The organism is Rhodococcus sp. IEGM 1381 (genome assembly GCF_030056795.1).
Lineage (GTDB): Bacteria > Actinomycetota > Actinomycetes > Mycobacteriales > Mycobacteriaceae > Rhodococcoides.
Map to the genome: position 1 here is coordinate 823,643 of NZ_JASHKQ010000001.1, position 13,722 is coordinate 837,364.

A 13,722-nucleotide genomic window follows, 5' to 3' on the forward strand; every position below is an offset into this window, starting at 1 on the left:
GCGCAACTTAGTATAAACACCAGTTACATGTAAATGGAACCATGTCGGTTGTCGATGAGAGACTTCTGTCATGACCGACCCCTCCCCAGCGGCTGTTCCCCCGAGCACCGTCCCCATCACATGGCCTGCCGAGTGGCCGGCCGAGGTTCGACGGATCGCCGATGCCACGAACGATGCCCTGGCCGCTGTTGCGGCGGGGGATCCGATCGCGTTCGACGACGCCGTCGAGCTGTTGGGCCGCTCGGACTCGGCGCAAGCCGGTCACGTGCATGCCGAAATGGTACGCACGTTGCTTGAGGAGGTATATAGCGATGGATTGACCGGCGAGAACGTCCAGGAAGTGCTCGGCCGAACCGTGCGAGGGGCGCACTGGCTGCCGAATCTGGACATCGCCGGGTTCGTCGAGGTACTCACCGGAGCCCTCGGAGTCGCGGATACGGAAGAGCAAGCCCGCTCCAGGCCACGTCCGGCGCACGCGCTGCTGGTGGTCGCGGATCTACTTGCAGTGCGCCGCGGCCGGGCCGAGACCTACCTGCGCCGGGCACTGGCCGAAGTCCACCGAGCCGAGACTATCGAGATGCCCTAGCGAGATCTTCGCCTGTCTTGCACAAGTGCTAGACAGGCGAAGAAAGCGCTACCGAGCCAGAAGGCGGCGTCGAACTCGAAGTTATGGACACTTTCCGACGGTTTTTCGTCCTCAACTTCGAGTTCGCGCCGTCGGTAGGGGCTACCGAGCCAGCAGGTTGGCCCCGGCGATGACTGCCCTGATGGACGACAGAGTCGCGTCGGCATCCATGCCCATCGCCCATTCGCGACGTCCGTCGTGCTCGGTCAGGACGAAGGTGGCGGTCTCGTCGCCGATGATCTGCTGGTGAAACGAGAGAATCTCGATGCGGAATCCGGCGTCGTGCAACATCGACGACAGTGCCTCGATCGGCCCGTATGTCGTTGCGGCACAGGTGATGATGGTGTCGCCGATGCCGAAGGTCGCGTCGTAAGCAGTCCGCCCACCAGTTGCCGTGCCGGCAGTCCATGACCCCAGTCGGAGAGGTCCGGTGGTGGGTGAGAAGCGTTCGGTGAAGTTCGCCCACGACATGTGTGGCCAGGTGATTTCGTCGCGCATCGTGCGCGGCAGGGCGCAACCGAATCGGCTGTGGAAGGGATCGGTGGCAAAAGTGGAAGCAAGTGCATTCATCAGGAGTGGTCTTCCGATGTGAAGGGAGGACCGAAGAGGTAGCACGAAGACCCGCAGCGAGGGGTCGGTCCGAATCAGACCCCGCTACGGCGGCGTACTACGAGAATGCGCTTCACGCCTCCGAACCTAGCGGCGACGTGGGCTGCGGCGCAAGTATCGAGTGAATACACATCTCTAGGACACGAGCTAGATGTCCGCATATATCGCACGATTCGTTGTAACTTTGGCCCCATGGACCCCGTGCGTAACCCTTACGCCCCCGGCGCCGGCCAGCGCCCACCCGAGCTCGCAGGCCGAAAGAAGCAGCTCGACGCCTTCGACGTAGTGCTCGAACGCATCACCCGCGGCAGACCGGAGCGCAGTGTCGTACTCACCGGTCTACGGGGCGTCGGGAAGACGGTGCTGCTCAATCAGCTCCGGTCCGCGGCCATCGCCCGCGGATGGGGAACCGGGAAGATCGAGGCCCGCCCGGACCAGGAACTGCGTCGACCGTTGTCCTCGGCCCTGCACATGGCGGTACGCGGCATCGCGGCCTCGCACCGCGATCCCGAACGCGTCGACGAGTTCCTCGGCGTGCTCAAGGCCTTCGCTCTGCGCTCCACGGCCGACAAGGGCATGCGGGAGCGGTGGCAACCGGGCATCGACGTTCCGGCGAAGACCGGCCGCGCCGACTCCGGTGACATCGAGATCGACCTCGTGGAACTGCTGCTCGACGCCTCCGCGCTCGCCGGCGATGTGGGTGTCGGTATCGCCATCTTCATCGACGAGATGCAGGACCTCGGGCCCGCCGACATCTCCGCCTTGTGCGCTGCGTGTCACGAGCTCAGTCAGGACACCGCGCCGCTGATCATCGTCGGTGCCGGATTGCCGCACCTCCCTGCAGTGCTGTCGGCATCCAAGAGTTACTCCGAGCGCCTGTTCAGTTACCACCGGATCGGTCGGCTGGAACGAGCCGCGGCCGATCTCGCGCTGATCGCACCGGCCGATCGAGAGGACGTCGAATTCACCCCCGACGCCCTCGACGCGCTGTACGCGGCTGCTGACGGCTACCCGTATTTCGTGCAGGCGTATGGCAAGGCGACATGGGATCTTGCGGCCGACACCCCGATCACCGTCGAGGACGTACGTGTCGCTGCCCCGACAGCGGAAGAGGAACTGGCCGTCGGATTCTTCGGTTCTCGCTACGAGCGCGCCACGCCTGCCGAGCGTGAATACATGCGCGCGATGGCCGAACTGTCGGTGGACGACGGCTCGGTGCCGACCTCGGCCGTGGCGACCGAACTGAAGCGCAAGCCGGCGTCACTGTCTCCGGCCCGCGACGGCTTGATCAAGAAGGGCCTGATCTACTCGGCCGAGCGCGGAACCATCGCATTCACGGTGCCGCACTTCGGCCGCTATCTGCGCGCGCAGACCGACGAACCTGCGGCGGTGTGAACTATCGGTGCGCCTGTGCTCGCTCGACACATAGCTGCTCGAGCTTCCGCACAGCCCTGGGGTCGGAGCGATCGACGTTGACGAGGTCTGCGTCACCGTCGTAGAAGTCGATCAGTCGCTGGTCCATCACCCGGCGCCACAGCGGCGGAATCAGTGAGCAGAAGATCATCACGGCGTACCCGGCCGGTAGCTGCGGGGACTCGTCGACGGTGCGCAGGGCCTGGTAGCGGCGCACAGGATTCGCATGATGATCGCTGTGGCGTTGCAGGTGGTAGAGAAAGAGATTGCTCCACAGGTGATCGCTGTTCCAGCTGTCCCGGTGAGTGGGTTTGCCGTACCGCCCGCTGGGCCGCCTCTGACGCAGCAGCCCGTAGTGCTCGAGGTAGTTGGCCGCCTCGTACAGAACGATGGCGATCGCGGCCTGCAGCACCAGGTACGGCACGATCACGGTGCCGAAGACGGCGATCAGTACGCCGAACAGGGCGACGCTCATGGCCGCGGCGTTGAACAGATTGTTTCGGTACGACCACCGCGACAGGCCTTGCCGGGCGAGGCGTCGGGATTCGAGCTCCCAGGCCGAGCGCAGGCCGTGCACGACGGTGCGCGGCAGGAACTTCCAGAACGACTCGCCGAACTTCGCCGATGCCGGATCGTCCGGGGTGGCAACGCGGAGGTGGTGGCCGTGATTGTGTTCGACGTAGAAGTGGCCGTACAGAGTCTGTGCCAACGTCACCTTCGAGAGCCATCGCTCGAGGCGTGCACGCTTGTGGCCCAGTTCGTGCGCGGCGTTGATGCCTACTCCGCCGACGATGCCGACGGTGATCGCCAGGCCGATCCGCTCGGGAACCCCAAGCGGTCCGTGCGCCCACAGATAGCAGGCGGCCACGAGTCCCGCGTACTGCAGCGGGAGGAACAGATAGACACACCACCGGTAGTAGGGGTCCTTCTCCAGCGCAGCGATCGCCTCGTCGGGGGGATTGCTGCGGTCGACACCGGCGAATTTGTCCACGAGGGGCAGCGCGATGCCCATGATCATCAGACCGAGGGTCCAGAAAGCACCGGGACCGAGGAGAGTCACCAGACCCCAGGCCAGGAACGGACTCAGAGGAATCGTCAATCCCAGCGGCCACAGGTAGCGCTTGGGGTCGCGCCACCGAGGCGACGTGCTGGTGGCGGACTCATCACGCATTCTGGGTTCGTAACTCCTCGTTTGTGGCCGAACCTCGGGCCGAGGCAGGGCGGTAGTGGCGTCTCACAATGACATCGCCGGCTCCACCAGGATAGTTACTGGAGCGAATCTTTGCGGGTTGGCCGATGGGCCATCGCACGACCCGCCACCCTTGTACGGTGACCGCATGAAGCATGTCGATTCGTCGTTCGCCGGTGTTCACGGAACCCGAATCGTCTACGACGTCTGGACCCCCGAGACTGCAGCCGAGAACACACCGACCGGGGTTGTCGTGCTGGCCCACGGCTTGGCCGAGCATGCAGGCCGGTACCGGCACGTGATCGAACGGCTCTGCTCTCTCGGCCCGGTCGTCTATGCGCCCGATCACCGCGGCCACGGGCGCTCCGGCGGCAAGAGGGTGGCATTGGCGAAGTGGTCCGACTTCACCGACGACCTGCACACCCTGTTCGGAATCGCAGCCGACGAGTACCCGAACAAGCGCATCTTCCTGCTCGGCCACAGCATGGGTGGCGCGATCGCACTGTCCTACGCCCTCGACCATCACGCCGACCTCGATGGGTTGATGCTGTCCGGCCCAGCCGTGGTTCCGAGCGTCGGGCAACCGAAAGCCCTGGTGGCGGTCGGAAAGATCCTCGGACGCCTGGTACCGGCCGCTCCCGTACTCAAGCTCGACCCCAACCTGGTCTCGCGGGACAAGAACGTGGTCGACGCCTACGTTGCCGATCCGTTGGGCTACCACGGCAGCGTCTCGGCGGGCCTCGCCGCGGCGATGCTCGGCGTCGGCGACACTTTCCCGGCGCGCCTGCCGTCGCTGACGATTCCGGTGTTGCTTCAGCACGGAACCGCGGACGGATTGGCCGATGTCTCCGGCAGCGAACTCATCGCCGAGCTGGCCGGATCCGACGACCTGACCCTGAAGAAGTACGACGGGCTGTTCCACGAAGTATTCAACGAACCAGAGAAGGAGCGCGTCCTCGACGACCTCATCGCCTGGCTGCGTCCGCGAGTACAGACCAGCGCTGTAAGTTCCTGACGGATCTTTTCGATGAAGGGAGTAAGGCCATGACCAGGCGAGCACTCGTATTGGGCGGCGGCGGAGTCGCAGGTATTGCGTGGCAGACGGGTGTCCTACTGGGATTGGCAGAATCCGGAGCCGACGTCACAGACGCCGAGATGCTGCTCGGCACGTCGGCCGGATCCTCGGTGGCAGCGCAGATCTCGAGCGGTGCCACGTTGGCCGAGTTGTTCGGGCGTCAGGCAGACGAATCGAAACAGGACGACGAGCCGCACGCCGAGGCGACCATCGACGAGCTGGTCTCCATGCTGGCTCGGGCGGCCCAGAATTCGGACGGCAGTGCGATCGACACCCGCAGGCGCATCGGTACCGAGGCGCTGTCGGCGTCGACGATCACCGAACGCGAGCGTCGCGCCATCATCGAACGACGGCTGCCGTCGCACTCGTGGCCGAACCGCGATCTGCGGATCGTCACGGTCGACGCTGTGACCGGTCGGCATCGGGTTCTCGATCGGGGCTCGGGCGTCCAACTGATCGACGCGGTGGCCGCGAGCTGCGCCATCCCGGGCATGTGGCCGCCGGTGACGATCGGCGATCACCGCTACGTGGACGGCGGGATCCGGGCAAGCGAAAATGCCGATCTGGCAGTCGGTTTCGAGAAGGTGCTCGTGCTCAAGGTCGGTGCACTCGATCTCGAGGACGATCCCTTCGAGATCGAACGAGAACGTCTGGTCAAGGGTGGCTCGAAAGTGGAAGTGGTTGCGCCCGATGCCGATTCGTCCGCGGCGATCGGACCCGACGCCACCGACATCGCCGTTCGATCGGCTGCAGCCGTGGCCGGACGAGCGCAGGGTAATGCCATCGCCGAGCGAATCGCCGAGTTCTGGGTCTAGAGAACCTCTAGCCGAACAGTGCGGCCCCGTTGCCCCAGCACACGGAGCGCACCCAGTCGTCTCCGAGGTCCAGGCGGCGCACAGCGTGTAGAGCGTCCAGGTAGGGATACGGGATGTTGGGAAAGTCGCTGCCGAAGAGAATCCGATTCTGCAGATCGAGCAGCCGCGGCAACTCGTTTCTCGGAAACGGTGCCCCCGCCTCCGAGAAATCGGTGAACGCCATCGTGGTATCCAAGCGAACGTTCTCGTAGCGATCGGCCAGGTCCAGAAACTCGACATACTCGGGCATGCCCATGTGCGCGATGATCAACGGCAGCTTCGGGAACCGTTGCAGCAGAGCGGCAATCGGCCCCGGTCCGGTGTGAGTGCCGGGTGCCGGGCCGGAACCGCAGTGAATCACCACCGGTATCTGTGCGTCCGAGATCGCGCCCCAGACGCCGTCGAGCAGGGGATCGTTCGGGGAGTAGTTTCCGACCTGGATGTGAGACTTGAAGATTCGGGTTCCGTTGGCCACTGCCTGCTCGACGTACTCGGCGGCATCGTCCTCCGGGTAGAACGTGGCGGTCTGCAGGCAGTCGGGGGTACGAGCCGCGAAATCGGCTCCCCAGGAGTTCAGCCAGGCAGCCATCGACGGCTTGTGTGGGTAGATCATCGAGGTGAAGCGTCGTACACCGAACCCTCGAATGACCTCCAGCCGTTCATCTTCGGCGAATCGATACGAGATCGGCCACACGCTGCCGGTCAGCGGCCCGGCACTGTCGAAGTAGCTCCACACCTTGTCCATCACGTTCTTCGGCATGAAGTGTGAGTGGACGTCGAACAGGCCGGGCAACGACAGCTCGGTCCAGAAGGCGACGATGCGTTCCGTCTCTTCGAGAAGTTCGGCGTCGGAGCGCGGTTGTTCAGCGTGCGACATGGGCGTCGAACCACTCGAGAGTCTTGCCCCAGGCATCGGCGGCGGCGTCGGCGTCGAACACGGCGGGGCGGTCGTCGCAGTGGAACCCGTGCTTGCCGTGGGCGTAACGGGTGATCTCGGTGTCGACCGGGGCCGTTGCGGTGATCTCGCGCAACGTCTCGACGTCCTGGAACGGGATGCCCTCGTCCAGGTCTCCGAAGAATCCGTGCCAGGGTGTCTGGAGGGCGTCGCCCACTGAGGCCATCGTGGGATAACCGAAGCGGCCCTTCGTGATTCCGCCGCCGTAGAATGTCGCTGCCGCACCGATGGGGCGTCGAACAGCGGTCTGGAACGCCACACTGCCACCCATGCAGAAGCCGACGATGGCGATCGACGAGGGCTCGAATCCCAATTCGGCGAGCGCACTCGCCGCCGCGTCCACGTCGGAGTCCACCTCGTCAGCCTTCAATTTCCCGATGGCCGCCATGGCCGAGTCCATGTCCGAGTAGTCGAGCACAGTGACGCCGTCCTGGCGATGAAACAGATGCGGAGCGACCGCAACCCACCCTGCGGCCGCGACTCGATTGCAGACGTCGACGATGTGGTCGGTGACGCCGAAGGCTTCTTGGATGACGATGACGCCGCCGCGGGCGGTGCCGTCGGGCGAGGCGACGGTGAGGGGAGTGGTGTTCACCCTTCGATTGGAGCACATCGGCAGGAGTGGAGCCCGCGGAACGACCCAGTGCTGGGAGTGGAGCCCGCGGAACGACCCAGCGGGGGAGTACCGCATGCCGGTAGCCACGGTGAGTTCGGCAGTTTTGTACGGTGGCGTGCAGGGAACGATCCCGACCGAGAGGACCATTCATGCGCGCGGTACTGATCTCCAGCCTCGACGGACCCGACTCGGTGAGCGTGGTGAACATCGACGAACCTGCCCCGCGCGACGGGTCGGTGGTCATCGAGGTCCATGCCGCGGGCGTCGCCTTTCCCGATGCGCTGCTCACCCGTGGGCTGTACCAGTACAAGCCGGAATTGCCGTTCGTTCCTGGAAGCGAGATCGCCGGTGTCGTCCGGTCGGCTCCGGCGGACTCCGGCTTTTCGGCCGGCGATCGCGTCGCGGCGCTGACGGGCTTGAGCGACGGTATGGCCGAGGTCGCCGTGGTCTCACCCGATACGGTGTTCGCACTGCCGGAGTCGGTATCGCTCACCGCAGGGGCCGGGCTGTTGTTCAACGACTTGACGGTGCACTTCGCACTGCGTGAACGCGGCCGGCTGGCTGCAGGTGAGACGGTGTTGGTGCACGGTGCCGCCGGCGGTATCGGAACCTCGGCGCTGCGGATGGCTCCGGTACTCGGTGCGTCCCGGGTGATCGCCGTCGTGAGCTCGGAGGCCAAGGCCGACGTCGCCCGCTCCGCCGGAGCCACCGACGTCGTTCTCGTAGACGGATGGAAGGACGCGGTCAAGGAATTGACCGGCGGACGCGGCGTCGATGTGGTCGTGGATCCGGTGGGCGGCGACCGGTTCACCGACAGCATCCGCTCGCTCGCACCGTCGGGCCGAATTCTGGTGCTGGGCTTCACCGGTGGTGAGATTCCGACGGTCAAGGTGAATCGGCTACTGCTCAACAACGTCGATGTCGTCGGCGTCGGTTGGGGCGCGTGGTGGATGACGCGGCCGGGTTACCTGGCCACCCAGTGGGCCGAGATCGAACCGCTGCTCGCCGACGGTTCGCTCGTCGCACCCGAGCCCTCGGTGTTCCCGGCTGCCGAGGCCGCCGCGGCGATCGCGTCACTGGAGAACCGCACTGCCGCAGGCAAAGTGGTGCTCGACTTCGCTCGCTGACTCAGCACTCGCTGATATCTGCCGAAATCACTGCGTCGAGTTGCCGGGTCACTCCGGCAACTCGACACCCCTCGCCTCGGCCAAGGCGGCTATCTCGGCGGGGAAGACATTCTTGAAGACGAACGGATCCGTGCCCAGAGCCCAGTTGGGTGCGAGCTCGATGGCGTATCTCTCGAAGTAGCCGAGTTGCTTGGCCACCAGGATCAACTCCTCGGGGCTCGACGTCTTGTACTGCTTGCCCATGCCCACCAGGGCCCGGATGAAGTCTGCAAGACTGAAGTGCGCGAGGGTCGTCGAGAGCATCGGGGCGAACACCGACTGCAGTATCGCCCCGACCTCGGCATCCGAACCCATCTGTGGTGCAACGATTCCCAGGCGCTTGACGGTGGTTGCGAGCCGGGTGAAGTCGCCGTCGATCACGGTGGCATGGAACAGGTCGAGTAGTAGCGCGCGCCATTGCTCGTCCACCTCGCCCATGACTCCGAAGTCGAGGAACGCCACCCTGCCGTCGTCGAGCACCCACACGTTGCCCGCGTGCACGTCGCCGTGGAAGAGGCCGTGCAGCACAAGTGCTTCCATCCAGACTTTGGCCGCGCGGCGGACGATGAGCTCGGACTGCTCTCCGGGCTCGTAGCGGTCGAGTGGGGAACCGTGCATGCGTTCCATGCAGATGACGCGGCCGCCGCAGTAGTCGAGAAAGACCTCGGGGGCGGTGACGTGCTCGTTGTCTCCGAACAAGCCGATGGCCGCGCGAAAGCTGTCCTGGCGCTTGGCTTCCACGGCGCTGTCCAGTTCGGCGAAGGTGGCGGCATGCATGTCTACGATGATGGCCGACGCATTGGCGGTGGCGAAGAACGGAATGAACTTCTCGAGCCCGCGGGCGATGAGGTACGCGATCCGCAGATCGATCTTCATGCGGTGGTAGATGCCCCGCCGCTGCACCTTCATGACCACTTCGCGCCCGTTGTCGCGGCGCACGCACAGGTGTACCTGAGCAACCGATGCGGACGAGAGCGGCACGTCGTCGAACGAGGAGAACAGATCGTCGATTCCGCGGCCCAGGTCGGCCTCGATCACCGCGCGGGCTTGCGAGCCGGGGAACGGTGGAACCTCGTCGAGGCACCGCAGGCAAGTATCGGCGAGGACCTTCGGGAACAGCCCCGGTGAGGAGCCCATCAGCTGCCCGACTTTGACGAATGTGGGTCCGAGAGCGAAGAACGCGTCGACGACGGCCTCCGAGGCATGCACGGGCCACCCGCGTCGGGGCGCACGAACCCAGCGTCCGATCGCAACGAACTGAAAGTACGTCAATACCGAGCCGATGACGATCAGCCGCAGCAGTTCTCGTATCCCGAAGGTCCTGAGCTCGGGTGCGGGCTTCGGTGTCATGGGCTCGGGTGTCATGGGCTCGGGCGTCGTGGCATCGGGGCTCATGCGTGCACTCCCGCGGGTAGGCGTGCGGCCGATGCTTCCAGCCGCGACAACAGACGATCGAATCTCGTCTCGTCGTCCGATGCGCGCGAGAGCACCAACGCACCTTGGATACCGGCGACGATCTCCTCGGCGAGTTCGGCCGCCGACTCGCCGTGTCCGAGGCGATTCAGTACCGGGGTGAGTGCCTCGATCCAGTGCGCGAAATGTGTTGCGACGCGTCCCGAGAAGGCCGCGCGCTCCAGTCCGAGTGTGAACGCGCCGAACAGACACACCAGGCGGTTGGAACGGAAGTAGCGGGCGGTCTGCTCGAACATGTCGTGCGTGGTCGACGCCGCATCGGTGCCGTGCCGCAGCGGCTCGAACACGTTGTGGTGAAACCAGTGCTCCACGTCGTCGAGGACGGCCTCGGCCATCTCCTGCTTGCCGCGCGGAAAGTAGTGGTAGAGACTGCCTTTCCCCAGGCCGGTCTGCCTGCTGATGACCGCGAGAGACGAACCGTCGAACCCGTGGTCGCGGAACACCCCTGCGAGTATCGGCACCACATCGTGGCGATCGCTCATGAGCCGGTACTGTACCAATCGGTACACGCGAGGTGTAACTGGGTTCTCGAGATCGGACCATGCAGCTGTGAAGAGAACTACCGTCCTGGCCGCCGGAGCCTTCCTCGTCGGCGGGGTGACCTACCTGGCCGCCGAAGCAATTGCGGCGCTCGGTTGGACGGACCGCCCGTACAGCTACGCCCGCAACAACATCAGTGACCTCGGGATCCCGGACATCTCACCGTGGCACGCGGTGATGAACACCGGTTTCGTGGTCGACGGCACGCTGTTCGTTCTTGCCGGCCTCGGACTGTCGGTGTTGTTCGAGGGTCGAGCGCGGTGGATCGTGCTGGTTACGTCGGTTGTGCACGGCGTCGGCAGCATCGTGGTCGGGCTCGCGCATGCCTCGGTCGACGGAGCATCGGCGCCGCATGCGGCGGGCGCGGGTATGGCGATCATCGGCGGAAACCTGGTGCTCCTGGCTGCAGGCCGGTACGGCGGCCGCGTCGGAGCGCCGCGGTGGTACACGGCGGGCAGCGCCCTGGCCGGTGTCGCGGGGCTGGCAGGTTTCGCGTTGTTTCTCGCCGACACGGGGATCCTCGGCGGCGGAGCGTTCGAGCGGATCTCGGTCTACACCATCATCGGATGGGAGATCGTCACCGGCGCAACGATTCTCGCGCAGCGACGCCTAACGAAATCTCGGTGATTCCTTGGCGAGAAAGGCGCGCACGCCTTCCCGTCCGTCCGGCGATCCGAACGCTTCCTCGAACACCGGCAATGCCCGTCGTGCCGGTTCGTAGGGGGATGGCCCGAAGGTGAGCTCGAGTGCTCGCTTGTTCGCGTGCACCGCCGAGCGGGATTTCCGAGCGAGCGTCTGCGCCAGGTCCAAGGCCACCGACAGCGATGCACCGCGCGGTGCCACCCGATTGATCAGACCCCACTCGAGCGCGGTCTCGGCGGCGATCGGCTCGCCGAGCAGCACGAGTTCGGCCGCGCGGGCCTGACCCACTCGGCGCAGCGCGCGCATCGACCCGCCGCTGCTGGGGATCACGCCGAGGTCGATCTCCGGCAGCCCGAGTTGAGCTCCCGCATCGGCGACGACGAGATCGCAGCACAGCGCCATCTCGAGTCCGCCGCCCAACGCGAATCCGTCGACCGCGGCAACCGTCGGAAGCGGCAGTTCGGCCAGCAGATCGAGCGTGGCGTTCTCGAAGGTGCTCTTGCGTGCGAGCACGTCGCCGTCCTTCTGCATCTCCGGCATTTCGGAGATGTCCGAACCGGCGCTGAACACCCGCTCGCCGGTGATAACCACCGCTCGAATTGTGGCGTCCCGAGCCAGTTCTCGCAGAACGGCATGCAGCCGCCGCGTCGCCGGACGGGTCAGCGCGTTGACCGGCGGGTTGCTCAGCGTGATCTGTGCGACGGCCCGGTGCGGGAAGGACAGGACGGGGGAGGACTCGGTGGGCATAGAAGAGAACCGTAGAGCGTTGACCAGGCGATTGGGAGACTGCCGAGATGGCATGTACGGTTGGGAACACACACAGCGCGGGGTGGAGCAGCTCGGTAGCTCGCTGGGCTCATAACCCAGAGGTCGCAGGTTCAAATCCTGTCCCCGCTACTACAGACGTCAGGCCCGGCACATCGTGCCGGGCCTGACGTGTTTCGTACGTATCAGGGTTGCAGTCGGAACTGCACGACGGCCGTGACGTTCTCGATTGCGTCGTCGAGTGCGGTCTTGCGGGCCCGGGCGTTCGGTGCCGACAGGATGTCGAGTCGATCGGACTGACCCATCGGGATCAGCGCAGCCAGGGACCAGATCTTCTCGGCGGCCGAGATCGGTAGGCTCAGAAAGTCCGGAAAGCCTGGAGTGGCAATGTTTTCCGTTGATTCGAGCCGGCCGATCAGCTCGTACAGATCCTCGACGCGCGCCCAGGTGGTGTCGAATTCGGTATCGCCGATCACCGTGTCTATGTCCTCGTCCTGCCACGGTCGAACATCGGCCAAGGGGTAGGGATCGTCGGGCAGCCAGGCGTCGATCCGGATCCGTTCGCCGCCCACGCATTCGAGTAGATATCTACCGTCACCGATGGACTCGTGCCCGATGATGTGAGCAGTCGTCGCCACGTCGTGCCGAACATCGCCACCGCCGGCCTCGTGGCCACGCGCGATGAGCACGACGCCGAAGCTCGGGTCGTCCTGCTTCAGGCAGTCGTGAACCAGCGCCTGGTAGCGAGGCTCGAAGATGTGCAGCGGTAAGCGTTCGCCGGGAAGCAGAACGCTCCCGAGCGGGAACATCGGGATGACACTCACGGGCGTTGCAGCGGCATGACTGCCGGGGTGATCTCGTCGCTCTTCTCCACTCCCACCGGCGGGGAACCCAGGAACTCGTCCAGGAGTCGGAAGAAGAAATCAGGCTCGTCGAGCTGCGGAAAGTGACCGGCGTCCGGGAAGATCTCGACGCGGCTGTTGGGCACCTCGCGTCGGATGTTGTCCGCATGCTTGGCGGGAATCATGCGATCCTTGCCGCCCCAGACCAGCAGAGACGGGATCGACTCGAACTTCTCGAAATGCTGCTTGGCGCTGACGGTTTGGCCGCGCGGGCCCACCACTGCTCGCGTCGACGCCAGGAAGGCACCGCGGGTGGAGCGGTCGGCGACCGACCGGAACGATCTCCAGGTCTCCGCCATGCTGGGGCCGGGCTTGACCGAAAATCCCCATCTGCCGAGCTGAGCGAGCGCACTCTCGGTGTTCTTACGGAACCAATCCGACGCTAGCAGCGGGAGCACCAGCTCACTACCGGGCAGAGTCGCGGCCTTGAGGAGCAGGCTCACCTCGGGACCGAGGCCGCCGCTGCTGACCAGGGCCAAACGATCCACCCGTTCGGGAAAGAGGTAGGTGAGTTGCATGATGATGCCGCCGCCGAGCGAGTGACCGACCATCGGGGCCGTGTCGATGTTCAGGTGGTCCATCAGATCGCGGATGGTGGCCGAGTGCGAGCTCAGGGAGTAGTCGCCGGTCGGCTTGTCGGAGTCGCCGTGGCCGAACAGGTCCGGGGCGATCACTCGGTACTTGTGCGAGAGGCGCTCGAGCTGGGTGCCCCAGGACAGATGCGATCCCAGCAGGCCGTGCACCAGAATTACGGGCGGACCGTCGCCGATGTCGACGTACCGCAGGACGTCCTTGTGTAGTTCCACGGACTTCAATTCGTACGGTGAACTCATTGTGGACCTCCCTGTCGTGTGCGTCGGGCCTGTCGCGCGGCTCGGCGTGCCGTCTGGCACAAACG

At 65.2% G+C, this 13,722-nt stretch carries 15 protein-coding genes and 1 tRNA gene; 7 read left to right on the top strand and 9 right to left on the bottom strand.

Going from position 1 to position 13,722, the window contains the following annotated elements:
- The first annotated feature begins 70 nt into the window (after positions 1 to 70).
- Positions 71 to 586, top strand: coding sequence for an HD domain-containing protein (locus QM797_RS04040; RefSeq protein ID WP_283273847.1), 516 nt, complete (start codon positions 71 to 73; stop codon positions 584 to 586).
- A 141-nt stretch (positions 587 to 727) separates the two neighbouring features.
- Here QM797_RS04040 and QM797_RS04045 read toward each other — a convergent pair whose 3' ends face one another.
- Positions 728 to 1,195 (bottom strand): alpha-isopropylmalate synthase regulatory domain-containing protein, encoded by a 468-nt coding sequence (locus tag QM797_RS04045; RefSeq protein ID WP_283273848.1) that lies wholly within the window; start codon positions 1,193 to 1,195, stop codon positions 728 to 730.
- A 231-nt stretch (positions 1,196 to 1,426) separates the two neighbouring features.
- Here QM797_RS04045 and QM797_RS04050 point away from each other — a divergent pair, with 231 nt between their 5' ends.
- On the top strand, positions 1,427 to 2,629 hold the full coding sequence (locus QM797_RS04050) for an ATP-binding protein (protein ID WP_032378585.1): 1,203 nt from the start codon (positions 1,427 to 1,429) through the stop codon (positions 2,627 to 2,629).
- A 1-nt stretch (position 2,630) separates the two neighbouring features.
- Here QM797_RS04050 and QM797_RS04055 read toward each other — a convergent pair whose 3' ends face one another.
- Positions 2,631 to 3,818, bottom strand: a complete 1,188-nt coding sequence (locus QM797_RS04055) for an alkane 1-monooxygenase (RefSeq protein WP_283273849.1) — start codon at positions 3,816 to 3,818, stop codon at positions 2,631 to 2,633.
- A gap of 166 nt (positions 3,819 to 3,984) precedes the next feature.
- On the opposite strand from QM797_RS04055, the gene QM797_RS04060 reads away from it, so the two are divergent.
- Together QM797_RS04060 and QM797_RS04065 are read left to right on the top strand one after the other, a co-directional pair.
- Positions 3,985 to 4,851: an alpha/beta hydrolase gene (locus tag QM797_RS04060; protein WP_283273850.1), complete on the top strand. Its 867-nt coding sequence runs from the start codon at positions 3,985 to 3,987 to the stop codon at positions 4,849 to 4,851.
- A 29-nt stretch (positions 4,852 to 4,880) separates the two neighbouring features.
- On the top strand, positions 4,881 to 5,726 hold the full coding sequence (locus QM797_RS04065) for a patatin-like phospholipase family protein (protein ID WP_283273851.1): 846 nt from the start codon (positions 4,881 to 4,883) through the stop codon (positions 5,724 to 5,726).
- 7 nt (positions 5,727 to 5,733) lie between these two features.
- Here QM797_RS04065 and QM797_RS04070 read toward each other — a convergent pair whose 3' ends face one another.
- Together QM797_RS04070 and QM797_RS04075 are read right to left on the bottom strand one after the other, a co-directional pair.
- The gene (locus tag QM797_RS04070; protein WP_283273853.1) at positions 5,734 to 6,642 is read right to left on the bottom strand and encodes an amidohydrolase family protein; all 909 of its coding nucleotides are present in this window, start codon (positions 6,640 to 6,642) and stop codon (positions 5,734 to 5,736) included.
- Positions 6,629 to 7,315 (bottom strand): dienelactone hydrolase family protein, encoded by a 687-nt coding sequence (locus tag QM797_RS04075; protein ID WP_283273854.1) that lies wholly within the window; start codon positions 7,313 to 7,315, stop codon positions 6,629 to 6,631. Before QM797_RS04075 ends, QM797_RS04070 begins: the two co-directional genes overlap by 14 nt.
- A gap of 170 nt (positions 7,316 to 7,485) precedes the next feature.
- Here QM797_RS04075 and QM797_RS04080 point away from each other — a divergent pair, with 170 nt between their 5' ends.
- Complete coding sequence (locus QM797_RS04080) at positions 7,486 to 8,463, top strand: NADPH:quinone oxidoreductase family protein (protein WP_283273855.1); 978 nt, start codon at positions 7,486 to 7,488, stop codon at positions 8,461 to 8,463.
- A gap of 48 nt (positions 8,464 to 8,511) precedes the next feature.
- Here the strand turns inward: QM797_RS04080 and QM797_RS04085 are convergent, their stop codons facing one another.
- Entirely contained in the window at positions 8,512 to 9,867 is a 1,356-nt protein-coding gene (locus QM797_RS04085; protein WP_502942290.1) for an ABC1 kinase family protein, read from the bottom strand.
- Between the two features lie 26 nt (positions 9,868 to 9,893).
- Positions 9,894 to 10,457, bottom strand: coding sequence for a TetR/AcrR family transcriptional regulator (locus tag QM797_RS04090; protein ID WP_283273857.1), 564 nt, complete (start codon positions 10,455 to 10,457; stop codon positions 9,894 to 9,896).
- Between the two features lie 67 nt (positions 10,458 to 10,524).
- Here QM797_RS04090 and QM797_RS04095 point away from each other — a divergent pair, with 67 nt between their 5' ends.
- The gene (locus QM797_RS04095; protein WP_283273858.1) at positions 10,525 to 11,142 is read left to right on the top strand and encodes a DUF998 domain-containing protein; all 618 of its coding nucleotides are present in this window, start codon (positions 10,525 to 10,527) and stop codon (positions 11,140 to 11,142) included.
- On the opposite strand, the gene QM797_RS04100 is transcribed toward QM797_RS04095, so the two are convergent.
- The gene (locus QM797_RS04100; protein WP_283273859.1) at positions 11,125 to 11,904 is read right to left on the bottom strand and encodes an enoyl-CoA hydratase/isomerase family protein; all 780 of its coding nucleotides are present in this window, start codon (positions 11,902 to 11,904) and stop codon (positions 11,125 to 11,127) included. The two genes, QM797_RS04095 and QM797_RS04100, sit on opposite strands and share 18 nt — an antisense overlap.
- 76 nt (positions 11,905 to 11,980) lie before the next feature.
- Here QM797_RS04100 and QM797_RS04105 point away from each other — a divergent pair.
- A tRNA-Met gene (locus QM797_RS04105) sits at positions 11,981 to 12,054 on the top strand.
- A gap of 53 nt (positions 12,055 to 12,107) precedes the next feature.
- Here QM797_RS04105 and QM797_RS04110 read toward each other — a convergent pair.
- Positions 12,108 to 12,746 carry an LON peptidase substrate-binding domain-containing protein gene (locus QM797_RS04110; protein WP_283273860.1) on the bottom strand — a complete coding sequence of 213 codons (639 nt, stop codon included), beginning with the start codon at positions 12,744 to 12,746 and terminating at the stop codon, positions 12,108 to 12,110.
- Positions 12,743 to 13,657 (bottom strand): alpha/beta fold hydrolase, encoded by a 915-nt coding sequence (locus QM797_RS04115; RefSeq protein WP_283273861.1) that lies wholly within the window; start codon positions 13,655 to 13,657, stop codon positions 12,743 to 12,745. The genes QM797_RS04110 and QM797_RS04115 overlap by 4 nt, the downstream gene beginning before the upstream one ends.
- Positions 13,658 to 13,722: the final 65 nt, after the last annotated feature.

Coding starts and splice junctions, on each gene's coding strand:
- QM797_RS04060 (WP_283273850.1), top strand. CDS start 3,985: ATGAAGCATGTCGATTCGTCGTTCGCCGGTGTTCACGGAACCCGAATC.
- QM797_RS04100 (WP_283273859.1), bottom strand. CDS start 11,904: ATGCCCACCGAGTCCTCCCCCGTCCTGTCCTTCCCGCACCGGGCCGTC.
- QM797_RS04055 (WP_283273849.1), bottom strand. CDS start 3,818: ATGCGTGATGAGTCCGCCACCAGCACGTCGCCTCGGTGGCGCGACCCC.
- QM797_RS04115 (WP_283273861.1), bottom strand. CDS start 13,657: ATGAGTTCACCGTACGAATTGAAGTCCGTGGAACTACACAAGGACGTC.
- QM797_RS04065 (WP_283273851.1), top strand. CDS start 4,881: ATGACCAGGCGAGCACTCGTATTGGGCGGCGGCGGAGTCGCAGGTATT.
- QM797_RS04085 (WP_502942290.1), bottom strand. CDS start 9,867: ATGACACCCGAGCCCATGACACCGAAGCCCGCACCCGAGCTCAGGACC.
- QM797_RS04080 (WP_283273855.1), top strand. CDS start 7,486: ATGCGCGCGGTACTGATCTCCAGCCTCGACGGACCCGACTCGGTGAGC.
- QM797_RS04045 (WP_283273848.1), bottom strand. CDS start 1,195: ATGAATGCACTTGCTTCCACTTTTGCCACCGATCCCTTCCACAGCCGA.
- QM797_RS04040 (WP_283273847.1), top strand. CDS start 71: ATGACCGACCCCTCCCCAGCGGCTGTTCCCCCGAGCACCGTCCCCATC.
- QM797_RS04090 (WP_283273857.1), bottom strand. CDS start 10,457: ATGAGCGATCGCCACGATGTGGTGCCGATACTCGCAGGGGTGTTCCGC.
- QM797_RS04050 (WP_032378585.1), top strand. CDS start 1,427: ATGGACCCCGTGCGTAACCCTTACGCCCCCGGCGCCGGCCAGCGCCCA.
- QM797_RS04070 (WP_283273853.1), bottom strand. CDS start 6,642: ATGTCGCACGCTGAACAACCGCGCTCCGACGCCGAACTTCTCGAAGAG.